Origin of the sequence: Streptomyces abyssalis (assembly GCF_001751365.1) — a bacterium.
In the GTDB taxonomy this organism is placed as follows: Bacteria; Actinomycetota; Actinomycetes; order Streptomycetales; family Streptomycetaceae; genus Streptomyces; species Streptomyces abyssalis.
Genome location: NZ_LJGT01000040.1, coordinates 1,117,686 through 1,130,441 on the forward strand (window position 1 = coordinate 1,117,686; position 12,756 = coordinate 1,130,441).

The window sequence follows — 12,756 nt, forward strand, 5'->3', positions numbered from 1 at the left end:
GGCCCCGGGACCGAGACCTCAGGCGGCGAGCACGAGCGGCGGCGGCCCTCGTCGGTGCACGGAGTGGGTGAGCAGGGGAAGCGTGCGTGGGCCCAGCACCGGCAGCGAACGGGGGGCCGGTGCCGGCTCGCCGGAGTCGCACGTACGGCACCCGGCGGCGACCGCCAGCCGCAGCGGCCGGAACGCCGTCACCGAAGCGGCGCGCAGCAGCCCGGCCAGTGCGGCCTCACCGCGCCGGAGCCAGGCGGCGGCCAGCAGCCCGACGGCGATGTGCGCCGCGAGCAGCACGAACGGCGTGGCCGACGGCGCGGCCTCCAGCGGCCCGACCGGGCCGAGCGCCTCCAGCGTGCCGTTCCCGTCGCCCTGGGAGAGCGTCTCGGCGGCGTCCCGCCCGCCGCTCTGCGCGGCGAGGTGGGCCAGCGGGGTGCCGACGCCGCTGCCGCCGCACAGCAGATCGACGCCGACGGTGCGCAGCGGGCCGGTGACGGGGCCGCCCGCCTGCCCGTAACAGGTGTGCTGACCGGCGGTGAAGACGGTGTCGGCCAGCAGCTCGAGCGGAATCAGGACGGCGGCGATGCGCCCGTATCCGCGCTCGCGGTCGGCGAGGGCGAATGCCAGCAGGAAGATCACGCCGGTGACCGCAAGCAGCGGACCGAGGGGGAGCGGCACTCCGGACAGGAGCACGTGCGACCCGGCGGACAGGGTGACGCACAGCACGGTGAAGACGACCGCCCGTGCTGTCCGTATGCCTGCCGCATCCATGTCCATCGCCGGGAAGTGTGCCATGCGGAGGCGTAAGCGGTCTCTAAAAGCGGGCCGTGAATTGCGGCGCCCGCCTACAGCCCGGGGATGCGGCCGTTGCGGAAGAGGTCCACGAAGATCTGGTGGTCGCGGCGCGTCCTCGAACCGTATTCGTGAGCGAAGTCGGCCAGCATCTGCGGGAAGCCCTCCTCGTCCCCGGAGATCGCGGCGTCGATGGCGCGCTCCGTGGAGAAGGGCACGAGGGTGTGGCCGCTCTCGTCGTCCGCCGCGGCGTGCATGGTGGCGGTGGCCCGGCCGAGGTCGCCGACGACCTGGGTGATCTCGGCGAGGTCGTCCAGATCCGACCAGTCCAGGTCCACGGCGTACGGCGAGACCTCCGCGACGAGCTGGCCCGTGCCGCGCAGCTCCGTCCAGCCCAGCCACGGGTCGGCGTGCGCCTGCAGGGCGCGCTGCGAGATCACCGTGCGGTGGCCCTCGTGCCGGAAGTAGCCGTGGATCGCGGGATCGGTGATGTGGCGGGCGACGGCCGGGGCCTGCGCCTGCTTCATGTAGATCACGAGGTCGTTCTCGAGGGCGTCGCTGTGGCCTTCGAGGAGGATGTTGTACGAGGGCAGTCCCGCGCTGCCGATGCCGACGCCCCGTCGCCCGACGACGTCCTTGACGCGGTAGGCGTCGGTACGCAGGCGGGTACTGCCGGGAAGGGTGGCGATGTAGCCGCCGAACGCGTCCAGCACCTCCGAGCGGGTCGCCCGGTCGAGCTCGACCGCACCGCCGCCAGGGGTGAAGCGGCGCTCCCAGTCCCGGATCTCCGTCATGCTCTCCAGCAGCCCGAAGCGGGTGTTGGTGCGTGCCGAGCGCAGCGCCGCCAGTACGGGGCCCTGTGCGGTGTCGAGGGTGAGGGAGGGAGCGGTGCCCGCCCGCGCGCCGTCGTTGCCGCCGTCGGCGCCGGCGTCCGCGGCGAGCGCGCGGATGCGCTCGCGGTACGCGTCCGCGTACGTGCGCACCAGGCCGGTGATCTGTCCGTCGCTGAGAGCCTTGCCGTAGCCGAGCAGGGCCACGGAGGCGGAGAAACGCTGCAGATCCCAGGTGAACGGGCCGATGAAGGCCTCGTCGAAGTCGTTGACATTGAAGGTGAGCCGGCCGTTGGCGTCCATGTACGTGCCGAAGTTCTCGGCGTGCAGGTCGCCGTGGATCCAGACCCTGCCGGTGTGCTCGTCGAGGAACGGGCCGGTCCGTCCTGTCCCTTCGGCGCCGCGCCCGTCGCCCTCGGTGGCGTCGGCGTAGAAGAGGCAGGCGGTGCCGCGGTAGAAGGCGAACGCGGAGGCGGCCATCTTGCGGAACTTGACCTGGAACGCGGCCGGGTCCGCCGCCAGCAGCTCCCCGAAGGCGCTGTCGAAGACTTCGAGGATCCGCTCGGCGCGGGCCTCCGCCGTGCCGCTCTGCTGCGTTGCCATGAGTGCCGCCCTTCAGGGGTGCCGACGGTGCCGGATACCGGGCGGGGGGTGCCGCGGCGTCCACCGGGATCCTCTCGCACGGGCCGCCGTGAGCGACGGCGGACCGTGCCGTCCGGGTGCCCGGCGCGGCCCGTACGCCTCGGCGGCGCGGGCGAGTTGGGCCCCGCGCCCGCAGGACGCGGTTGTCGGTGGCGGGCCGTAGACTCCGGAGCCGTTCCAGCAGAATCCTGCCCGGAGGTGTTCCGCGCCGTGACCGACCAGCCGTTCACACATCTGCACGTGCACACTCAGTATTCGCTCCTGGACGGCGCGGCGCGGCTGAAGGACATGTTCAAGGCCTGCGGCGAGATGGGCATGTCGCACGTGGCGATGACGGACCACGGCAACCTCCACGGTGCGTACGACTTCTTCCACCAGGCCAAGGACGCGGGCATCACCCCGATCATGGGCATCGAGGCGTATGTCGCCCCGGACCACCGCCGGAACATGCGCCCGGTCAAGTGGGGCACCCCGCACCAGAAGCGTGACGACGTCTCCGGTAACGGTGCGTACACGCACATGACGATGTGGGCCCGCGACAAGGAGGGCCTGCACAACCTCTACCGCGCCCAGTCACGTGCCGGTCTTGAGGGCTTCTTCCGCAAGCCCCGGATGGACCGCGAGCTGCTCGCCGAATACGCGAAGGGGATGATGGCCACCACCGGCTGCCCCTCCGGCGAGGTGAGCACGAAGATCCGTCTCGGGCAGCTGGAGGAGGCCATCCAGGCCGCCGGAGAGTTCCAGGACATCTTCGGCAAGGAGAACTTCTTCGTCGAGCTGATGGATCACGACATCGAGATCGACAAGCGGGCGCGGGCCGGGCTGGAAGAGGTCGCGAAGAGGATCGACGCCCCGTTCGTCGTCACCAACGACTCGCACTACACCTACGAACACGAGTCCGCGGCGCACGACACCCTGCTGTGCATCCAGACCGGCAGCAATCTCTCCGACCCCGACCGCTTCAGCTTCGACGGCGCGGGTTACTACATCAAGTCGGCCGAGCAGATGTACGCAATCGACTCTTCGGACGCCTGGCAGCAGGGCTGCCGCAACACCCAGCTGCTGATCGCCGAACGCGTCGACACCACGGGCATGTTCGAGACCAGGAACCTGATGCCCCGCTTCGACGTGCCCGAAGGGTTCGACGAGGTCTCCTGGTTCAAGGAGGAGGTCAAGCGGGGGATGGCCGTCCGCTACCCGGGCGGCGTCCCGCAGGACCGCCAGGAGCTCGTGGAGTACGAGATGGACGTCATCGTCTCGATGGGCTTCCCGGGGTACTTCCTCGTCGTCGCCGACTTCATCAACTGGGCCAAGGACAACGGCATCGCGGTCGGCCCCGGCCGCGGCTCGGCCGCCGGCTCGATCGTCTCGTACGCGATGGGCATCACCGACCTGGATCCCGTGACCCACGGGCTGATCTTCGAGCGGTTCCTCAATCCCGAGCGCGTCACCATGCCCGACGTCGACATCGACTTCGACGAGCGCAGGCGCGGCGACGTCATCCGGTACGTCACGGAGAAGTACGGCGCGGACAAGGTCGCCATGATCGGTACCTACGGCACCATCAAGGCGAAGAACGCCATCAAGGACTCGGCGCGCGTGCTGGGTTACCCGTATGCGATGGGCGACCGGATCACCAAGGCCATGCCCGCCGACGTCCTCGGCAAGGGACTCCCGCTCTCCGGCATCACCGACAAGGACCACCCGCGGTACAGCGAAGCGGGCGAGATCCGGGCGATGTACGAGAACGAGCCGGATGTGACGAAGGTGATCGACGCCGCCCGCGGCATCGAGGGCCTGGTGCGGCAGATGGGCGTGCACGCCGCGGGCGTGATCATGTCCAGCGAGAAGCTGATCGACCACGTGCCGGTCTTCTCGCCGAAGAACGACGGAGTCGTCGTCACGCAGTGGGACTACCCCAGCTGTGAGGCGCTGGGCCTGCTGAAGATGGACTTCCTCGGCCTGCGCAACCTCACGATCATGGACGACGCGGTCAAGATGATCCGCAAGAACAAGGACGTCGACCTCAGGCTGCTCGACCTGCCGCTGGACGACGCCAAGACCTTCGAACTGCTCTGCCGGGGCGACACCCTGGGCGTCTTCCAGTTCGACGGTGGTCCCATGCGCTCCCTGCTGCGCATGATGAAGCCCGACAACTTCGAGGACATCTCCGCCGTCTCGGCGCTGTACCGGCCCGGCCCCATGGGCATGAACAGCCACATCAACTACGCGCTGCGAAAGAACGGCCAGCAGGAGATCACCCCGATCCACCCGGAGCTGGAGGAGCCGCTCAAAGAGGTCCTCGACATCACCCACGGCCTGATCGTCTATCAGGAGCAGGTGCAGAAGGCCGCGCAGGTGCTCGCGGGCTACTCGCTCGGCCAGGCCGACCTGCTGCGCCGCGCCATGGGCAAGAAGAAGAAGGAGGTTCTCGACAAGGAGTTCGTGAACTTCCAGAAGGGCATGCGCGACAACGGCTATTCGGACCAGGCCGTCCAGGCCGTCTGGGACGTCCTGGTCCCCTTCGCCGGGTACGCCTTCAACAAGGCGCACTCCTCCGCGTACGGCCTGGTCACCTACTGGACGGCGTACCTCAAGGCCAACTACCCCGCGGAGTACATGTCGGCGCTGCTCACCTCGGTGCGCGACGACAAGGACAAGTCGGCGGTCTATCTCAACGAGTGCCGCAAGATGGGCATCAAGGTGCTGCCGCCGGACGTCAACGAGTCGGAGGCCAACTTCACCTCGCGGGACGACCACACGATCGTCTTCGGCCTCACTGCCGTGCGGAACGTGGGCCAGAACGTGGTCGATTCGGTCGTCAAGTGCCGCAAGGCGAAGGGGAAGTACACCTCGTTCCCGGACTTCCTCGACAAGGTCGAGGCCGTCGTGTGCAACAAACGCACCGTCGAATCCCTCATCAAGGCGGGTGCGTTCGACGAGATGGGGCACACGCGCAAGGGCCTGACCGCCCAGTTCGAGCCGATGATCGACAACGTCGTGCAGGTCAAACGCAAGGAGGCCGAGGGCCAGTTCGACCTGTTCGGGGACCTCGGCGGCGACGAAGGAGAGGACACGCCCGGCTTCGGGCTCGATGTGACCTTCTCCGAGGAGGAGTGGGAGAAGACGTATCTCCTCGCCCAGGAGCGGGAGATGCTCGGCCTCTACGTCTCCGACCACCCCCTCTTCGGCCTGGAGCACGTGCTGAACGACAAGGCGGACGCGGCCATCGCCCAGCTCACCGGCGGTGAGCACTCGGACGGCGCGATCGTCACCATCGGCGGCATCATCTCCGGGCTGCAGCGCAAGATGACCAAGCAGGGCAACGCGTGGGCGATCGCCACCGTGGAGGATCTGGCCGGTTCCATCGACTGCATGTTCTTCCCGGCGACCTACCAGCTCGTCTCCACCCAACTCGTCGAGGACGCCGTGGTCTTCGTCAAGGGCCGTCTGGACAAGCGTGAGGACGTGCCGCGGCTGGTCGCGATGGAGCTGATGATCCCCGATCTGAGCGAGGCGTCGGCCAGCGCGCCCGTGACGATCACGATCCCCACAGTGAAGATCACACCGCCGCTCGTGGAGAAGCTCGGCGAAGTCCTCACCCACCACCGGGGATCGAGCGAGGTACGGGTGCGGCTGCAGGGAGCCCGCAAGACCACCGTCCTGCGGCTGGACAAGCACCGGGTCACGCCGGCGCCGGCGCTCTTCGGCGATCTCAAGGAACTGCTGGGTCCTTCCTGCATGGCGGGCTGACCGCCGCCGTACGACGGGGTCACGGGCGAGGGGCGTCGCCCCCGCCCCACTGCGCCAACACCCCTCCCGCACCGGAGGCCTGCGCGGGAAGACCGAGTGCCGAAAGGAGAGGGCGGCCCCGGGGCTGGGGCCGCCCTCCTCTTGGTACGCGCCGACGTGCGGTGCCCAAGGGCACAGGTGAATCAAACGGATTGTTGTCGACCTCTGCGCCAGGCAGGGTCAGTTGTGTCCGAAGCGCCGCTGGTGTTTACGGGCGACGTCGGCAGGGCTGACGCCTCTGCCCGACGCCGGGCGCGACGAGCCTTCCGCAGAGCCGCTCTCGGTCCTGGTCTCCTCGCGCTCGCCGTTGCCGGCTTTCTTCTGACTGCGTTCCTGATTCCTGCCCTTGGCCATGATCGCCTCCTGGGGACCGTTGAACTTTGGGCCGAATTCAGCCTGGCATGGGGGTATGAAGCGCGCATGTCGGACAATCACCGTGAGTGAGGCGGTTCTTCGCGCTGTTGCGCGTCCAGCACATGTGTGCCGCCACGCCGATGATCGTGCACCGCCGACAAGCCCTGTACGGTCGGGCAGACTCGAAGGCGAAACACACGACCAGGCCCCAGGGGCGCGGTCGGTGACCGAGAGTGGGTGGACCGTGGACCGCTGCGTCGTCCTGGTGGATGCCGGATATCTGTTGGGCGCCGCCGCGAGTCTGCTGGCTGGAGAGCCGATGCGCTCCCAGATCAGCGTTGATCACGCCGCCCTGATCCGCGGGCTCCGCGAGCGGGCCGAAGCCGACACCGGGTGCGATCTTCTGCGTATCTACTGGTTCGACGGCGCTCCGGACCGCGTGCCGCAGCCCGAGCACCGCCGGCTCCGTGTGATGCCCAGGGTCACCGTCCGTCTCGGTGCGCTGACCAGAAGCGACGGCCGCTGGGCCCAGAAGGGCGTCGACGCGGCCATGCACGCCGAACTCACCGAGCTGGCCCGTAACCGCGCCTGTTCCGACATCGTCCTGGTCACCGGGGACGGTGACCTGCTGCCGGGCCTGATGTCGGCCAAGGAACACGGCGTCGCCGTGCATCTGTGGGCCGTACAGGCGGCGGACGGCGACTACAACCAGTCCGAGGATCTCGTGGCCGAGGCCGACGAGCGGCGCGTCCTGGACCGCAGCTGGATCACGGAGGCCGTACGCGCCACGGAACCCTCCGGGGCCTACCCGCCCAGGTCCGCCTCCCGGCCGGAGATCGCCGCGATCCTCTCCGCGCCGCTGCCCGAATCCGCCAAGAACGGAAGCGCCCCGGTGCCGCCGGTGCCCCCGCATCCCGCGGCCCCCGTACCGCCGTCAGCGGCCTCCGCGCCGCCCGCCTCCGAGACGGCGGACGACGCGGCCGCGGCGGAAGCGGAGGGCGAGGAGGGGGAGCCCGCCGATTCGGGCAGGAGCACGACGGGCGTACCGACGCCGAAGGACCTCGCCGGCCTCGGCCGCCCCGCGCCACCGCAGCCCGGCCACGGCACCCCGCCGGGAGCGACTCTGCGCTGGTCCTCCGAACGGGGCTGGGTGGAGCGTGGCACGCCCGGCGAGTCCCAGGAGGTCGCCGCCCTGCCGATGCTGGCCCAGCTGACCACGGCCGAGCAGCGCTGGGCCGACCGCGAGGAGGACATCACCGCCGTCAGCGGCGATCCGTTCGAGGTCGGTCAGGTCTTCGCCCGCCGTTGGCAGGAGCGGCTCTCCTCGCCCGGGCACGTGCAGATCCTGGCCCGCGAGTATCCGCGCATCCCGCACCGCATCGACGGGGAGCTGCTCCGTTACGCGGCACGGTTCGGGCTGCTCGCGCACAAGGACGACCAGATCGACGAGCACGACCGGTACGCGATCCGCGCGGGCTTCTGGCGCGAGGTCGACGCTCCCGTGGCAGGGCAGACCGGGCAGACCGGGCAGACCGGACAGGCAGGGCAGCCAGGGCAGACCGTCCCCGACGAGGACGCCTCCGTCGCGGAGCAGTAGCCGGTCCGGACAAGGGCCGGAAGCCCCGTATCCGCCCCGGAACGACCCTTCCGGAAACAGCGCCGGTGCCGGAGCGTAGGCTCGTCGCTCGTGGGAACCGGCACACGGCAGCAGACGGCGGAGAGCGTACGGACGCCGACGCGGGCCGCTGTGCGCATAGCCGGCCTGGTCAAGACGTACCCCGCGAGCGGTCGTCGGCGCCACGGGCCGGGCCTGAACCTCCTGCGCGGTGCTCCCCGGACCACCGATGTGCCGGGCGCGGCGGGTGTGCGGGCCTGCGACGGGGTCACCCTCGACGTGCGTGAGGGCGAGATCTTCGGACTGCTCGGCCCGAACGGAGCCGGCAAGTCCACCGTCGTGCGGCAGCTGACCGGCCTGATGCGGCCCGACTCGGGCACGGTCGAGGTCCTCGGGCACGATCTGGTGCGGCATCCGGAGCGTGCCGCGCGGATTCTCGCCTACCTGGGCCAGGAGTCCGCAGCGCTCGACGAACTGACCGTCGCCCTCGCCGCGGAGACAACAGGACGGTTGCGCGGCCTGGACGCCTCGGCCGCGCGCCGTGAGCGGGACGACGTGCTGGACGAGCTGGGCCTGACCGCCCTCGCGGGCCGTCCGCTCAGGAAGCTCTCGGGCGGACAGCGGCGGCTGGCGTGCGTCGCGTCAGCGCTGGTGGGGGAGCGGCCGCTGCTCGTACTGGACGAGCCGACGACCGGCATGGACCCGGTCGCGCGGCGCGCCGTCTGGTCGGCCCTCGAACGCAGGCGTGCCGAGCGCGGCGCGACGGTGGTGCTGGTGACGCACAACGTCATGGAGGCCGAGACCGTGCTCGACCGGGTGGCGGTCCTGGACCGCGGACGCGTGATCGCCTGCGACACCCCCGGAGGCCTCAAGGCCATGGTCGGCGGGGACGTACGGCTGGACCTGGTCTGGCGCGACCGCGCGCCCCTCGATGTGCCGCAGGTCGCCGCGCTCGCCGCGCACGCGACCGTCTCGGGACGCAGGTGGACGCTGCGCCTGGCACCCGAGGAGGCCCGCGCGGCGGTCGACGCAGTCACCGCCGGGAGGGCGTTCGCGGCGCTCGACGACTTCTCGCTGGCGACGCCCAGTCTCGAGGACGTGTATCTCGCGCTGGGCGGCAGCGGGGAAGGTCTGGTGAAGGTGTGAGCACGGTCGCCTCGGCGCAGGCGCAGGCCGCGCAGGCCGGAAGGAACGGAACCGGAGAGCGCGCGCAGAGCGGCGACGAGCCCAAGCGGGGCGGCCCGGCCGCGCCTGCTGCGACGGCGGACGCCGCGGACGCGGCAACCGCTGCCGCCACCGTGGCCCCGGCTCCTCTGGCGCCCCGCGCACGCCTGTGGCCCGCGCTGGCGGCCGTCTACCGCGCGCAGCTCTCGCGTGCGCGCGTCGCCCGCATCCCGCTGCTGTTCGTGGCGACGTTCCAGTCGCTGGGAATCATGGTCCTGATGAGGGGCGTCGTCGACGGCGGCGCCGAGTCGCGGGCCGTGGTCGCCGGGTCCGCCGTCCTCGTGGTGGCGTTCGTCGCGCTGAATCTGCTGGCCCAGTACTTCGGCCGGCTGCGCGCCGGAGGCGGCCTCGACCACTACGCGACGCTTCCGGTGCCCGCCGCCGCCGTCGTGCTGGGCGCCGCCGGAGCGTACGCGTCGTTCACCGTGCCGGGCGTCCTCGTCACCGCCGTCGCCGGCGGTGTCCTGTACCAGCTGCCGCTGAGCGGGCTGTGGGTGCTCGTCGCCGTCGTCCCGCTGGCGGGCGCGGCTCTGGCCGGGCTCGGCGCGGCGCTGGGCCTCCTCGCACCCAAGCCGGAGATCGCCACGCTCTGCGGCCAGCTGGGCATGTCCGCCGCGCTGCTGCTGGGCGTGCTGCCGGGCGGGCACCTGCCGCAGCCGGTGGGTCTGCTCCGGGACCTGCTGCCTTCGACGTACGGGGTCGAGGCGCTGGCCCGTGGCTTCCAGACACGGCCCGACTGGGGGCACGCGGCGCTGGACCTCGGCGTCTGCGCCGCCGTGGGCGTGGTGTCCCTGGCCTTGGCTACGTGGGCGTACCGGCGGGCCGCGGTTCGCTGAGCAGGTACTGAGCAGGTACTGAGCAGGCACTCGGCGGAAACCGGGCGGGCACCGGGCGGCGACAGCAGCAGGCGCGGCACGTACGGCGCGGAGCCATCTGCCGCCCGCCGCCCGAACTGGTGCCCGGGACTGGCACGATGGCGTCGTGACCGCACCAACGCCTTCCTCACCCGACCCCGACCACTCGCGTCGCTCCTCCCGCCCGTACTCCGGCCGCGGCGGCCGGCACGGCGGCGGACGGACGGGCTCGCACAGGCGCGGCGATCCCGCGGGCGGCGAACCCACGGGCGGTGATCACTCCGCCGCGCCGCACGGCGCTTCCGAGTCGTCCGGGAGTTACGGGGCGTCCGGGGGATACGGGTCCGCCGGGTCCTACGGCAGCGAACACGAGGGCTCCGGCGCGTACGGCCACCCCGGTTCGCACCCGGCGTACGGGGCACAGGACCCGGCCTTTCCCGGCGACCCGGACGAGCCGCGCACCGACGTGCGCCGCGAGGTCCGTGGCGGTGCCCTGTGGGCATTCGTCGTGCTCGTCCTCGGGGTGGGGCTCGGGCTGCTGTGGCTGTGGCTGGCGCCGCGCGTGCCGCTCGTCAGCGTCGATGACAGCGTCTTCCTCAAGGACCCGGAAGGCGAGGAGGCGATCGGGGCGGACGGCACGTTCGTGCTGCTCGCCGTCGCGTTCGGTGTGGTGACGGGCCTGGTGGCGTTCCTGCGCAGCCGTGGCGGCGGCATCGGGATCGTCGTCGGACTCGCGGTGGGCGCGCTGCTCGGGTCCGTACTGGCGTGGCAGCTCGGGGTCTGGCTGGGCCCGGGCAGCGATCTGGCGGCGTCCGCGAAGGCGGCGGGTGAGAACAAGACCTTCGACGGGCCGCTGAAGCTGCAGGCCAAGGGCGCACTGGTGGTCTGGCCGTTCTTCGCGCTCGGCACGCATCTGGCGTTGATGGCGGTCTTCGGGCGCCGCGATCCCGAACCCGAACCCGTGCCGTCGCCGTTGCCGCCCAGCGACGGCGGGGCCGCACAGCACTGGTGAACGCTACTGGTGAGCGTCGGCGGCCGCGGGCGCCTTCCCCGTCCACCGGACTTCCCGGCCGACCGGGCTTCGCCGGCCGGTCGTGCCGCTCACGACGCGTCACTCGCACGGGCGATGGCCGCGCTCGCCGCGCCGGTGAGGTCCACCAGGTCGCCCGGCGCGAGTTCGATCTCCAGACCGCGGCGGCCCGCGGAGACGCAGACGGTGGCGTGCGCGTGGGCGGAGGTGTCGAGCACGGTGGGCAGGCGCCTGCGCTGTCCCAGCGGTGAGATGCCGCCGAGCACATAGCCCGTGCTGCGTTCGACTGACGGCGGGTCGGCCATCACGGCCCGCTTGCCGCCTGCCGCCGACGCCAGGGCCTTCAGGTCCAGCGATGCGGAGACCGGCACGATCGCGACAGTCATCGAGCCGTCGACCTCGGCGACGAGGGTCTTGAACACCCGCTCGGGGGCGATGCCCAGAGCTTCGGCGGCCTCCGCGCCGTAGGAGGCGGCGGAGGGGTCGTGCTCGTAGGAGTGCGTGGTGAAGTCCACGCCCGCCCGTGCCGCGGCCAGCGTCGCCGGAGTCGCCCCCTGCTGCTGCCGCTGTTGCCGCTGCTTCTTCTTCGCCATGGCGCTGCCCTGCCTGCCGCTGCCTGCTGTCCGCTGTCTCCCGCCGGTGCGCCGTTCCGGTGCGCCGCCGTGCTCCCGCCGTCCCGTGCCGGCTGACGCCCGCTCAGTTCGGGTTGGTCGGATCGCGCGTGAGATCCGCCGCCGGGAGCGAGGGCAGCTTCCCGATGACGGCCGTCTCCCGGCGGAGGAGCTTCAGCTCGTCCGCGAGCCGTGTCGCCGTGTCAGGAGCCTGGAGCAGGCGCTGCTTCGTGGGTGTGTCCAGGATGGTCGCCGCCGCCACCAGATACGAGACCACCGACGGGTCGTCGGGCAGCTCCTGCCCGGCGGCCAGTGTCCTCTCCCGGGCGCTCGCGAGCCGCTTCTGGTAGCCGCGGAAGGCACGCAGCACCCCCGACGCGAGCGCCCCGGCCCCGTCGCCCTCCTCCTCCGGCAACTCCTCGATCTCGCCCATGAGATACGGGCCGCCGGTGTCCACGGAGTGCAGCCGGAAGCGCGTGGTGCCGGTGGCCAGGACCTCGTAGCCCGGACCGTCCGCGGAAGCCTCGTCCTCCTCCACGGACGCGTCGTCGGTGCCGGCCCCCGTGCCGCCGGCCGCGCCGGGCGCACCCTGCGCGGCCGGGCCGCCCGGCGTGATCCCGCCTGCCGCGCCCGTACGTTCGCGGATCGTCGAGGCGTCGGCGATGCAGCCGACGGAGTAGAAGGACGCCATCAGGTCGGGCCCGAAGCCGGCCGTCGGTTCGGCGCCGTGCGGCGGTGCGCTCTCCGGCAGGCCCTTGTACGTCTGCGCGGTCTCCCGGCCGTCGCGGATGGCGACCACGCCGAAGCGGCGGGGCGTGTCCTCGGGGATCTTCAGCAGGTCCCGCATCAGCGCGCGGTATCGCTGCTCGAAGATGTTCAGCGGCAGCACCAGGCCCGGGAACAGCACCGAGTTGAGCGGGAAGAGCGGAAGCGCGGTTGTCACAACGCGTAAGCCTAAAGCCTTCAGGGCGTGCCGGGTGCTTCCGGTCGATCACGAGTGCTGCCACCGGCAGGGGAGCGT

General features: G+C 71.3%; 10 protein-coding genes. 5 read left to right on the plus strand and 5 right to left on the minus strand.

Features of this window, described 5'->3' with window-relative positions:
* Positions 1-18: 18 nt before the first annotated feature.
* The gene (locus tag AN215_RS19680) at positions 19-768 is read right to left on the minus strand and encodes a hypothetical protein (protein ID WP_070012126.1); all 750 of its coding nucleotides are present in this window, start codon (positions 766-768) and stop codon (positions 19-21) included.
* A gap of 68 nt (positions 769-836) precedes the next feature.
* Positions 837-2,216 carry a DUF2252 domain-containing protein gene (locus AN215_RS19685; protein ID WP_070012016.1) on the minus strand — a complete coding sequence of 460 codons (1,380 nt, stop codon included), beginning with the start codon at positions 2,214-2,216 and terminating at the stop codon, positions 837-839.
* A 249-nt stretch (positions 2,217-2,465) separates the two neighbouring features.
* Between AN215_RS19685 and dnaE the strand changes: the two genes are divergently transcribed.
* Positions 2,466-6,008, plus strand: coding sequence for a DNA polymerase III subunit alpha (dnaE, locus tag AN215_RS19690; protein WP_070012127.1), 3,543 nt, complete (start codon positions 2,466-2,468; stop codon positions 6,006-6,008).
* 219 nt (positions 6,009-6,227) lie between these two features.
* On the opposite strand, the gene AN215_RS29905 is transcribed toward dnaE, so the two are convergent.
* Positions 6,228-6,401, minus strand: coding sequence for a hypothetical protein (locus tag AN215_RS29905; protein WP_171904224.1), 174 nt, complete (start codon positions 6,399-6,401; stop codon positions 6,228-6,230).
* Positions 6,402-6,645: 244 nt separating this feature from the next.
* Here AN215_RS29905 and AN215_RS19695 point away from each other — a divergent pair, with 244 nt between their 5' ends.
* From AN215_RS19695 to AN215_RS30465, 4 genes are all read left to right on the plus strand, one after another.
* Entirely contained in the window at positions 6,646-7,998 is a 1,353-nt protein-coding gene (locus AN215_RS19695) for an NYN domain-containing protein (RefSeq protein WP_070012017.1), read from the plus strand.
* A gap of 150 nt (positions 7,999-8,148) precedes the next feature.
* A complete protein-coding gene (locus AN215_RS19700; RefSeq protein ID WP_420856196.1) occupies positions 8,149-9,162 on the plus strand; it encodes an ABC transporter ATP-binding protein in 1,014 nt (337 codons plus the stop codon).
* Entirely contained in the window at positions 9,159-10,076 is a 918-nt protein-coding gene (locus AN215_RS19705; protein ID WP_079123205.1) for an ABC transporter permease, read from the plus strand. The genes AN215_RS19700 and AN215_RS19705 overlap by 4 nt, the downstream gene beginning before the upstream one ends.
* 145 nt (positions 10,077-10,221) lie before the next feature.
* Positions 10,222-11,106 (plus strand): hypothetical protein, encoded by an 885-nt coding sequence (locus AN215_RS30465; RefSeq protein ID WP_245694556.1) that lies wholly within the window; start codon positions 10,222-10,224, stop codon positions 11,104-11,106.
* Between the two features lie 89 nt (positions 11,107-11,195).
* Here the strand turns inward: AN215_RS30465 and ybaK are convergent, their stop codons facing one another.
* Complete coding sequence (gene ybaK / locus AN215_RS19715; RefSeq protein ID WP_070012019.1) at positions 11,196-11,717, minus strand: Cys-tRNA(Pro) deacylase; 522 nt, start codon at positions 11,715-11,717, stop codon at positions 11,196-11,198.
* Positions 11,718-11,820: 103 nt separating this feature from the next.
* Positions 11,821-12,678 (minus strand): LON peptidase substrate-binding domain-containing protein, encoded by an 858-nt coding sequence (locus AN215_RS19720; protein WP_070012020.1) that lies wholly within the window; start codon positions 12,676-12,678, stop codon positions 11,821-11,823.
* Positions 12,679-12,756 lie beyond the last annotated feature (78 nt).

Coding starts and splice junctions, on each gene's coding strand:
- AN215_RS19680 (WP_070012126.1), bottom strand. CDS start 768: ATGGACATGGATGCGGCAGGCATACGGACAGCACGGGCGGTCGTCTTC.
- AN215_RS19685 (WP_070012016.1), bottom strand. CDS start 2,216: ATGGCAACGCAGCAGAGCGGCACGGCGGAGGCCCGCGCCGAGCGGATC.
- AN215_RS29905 (WP_171904224.1), bottom strand. CDS start 6,401: ATGGCCAAGGGCAGGAATCAGGAACGCAGTCAGAAGAAAGCCGGCAAC.
- ybaK (WP_070012019.1), bottom strand. CDS start 11,717: ATGGCGAAGAAGAAGCAGCGGCAACAGCGGCAGCAGCAGGGGGCGACT.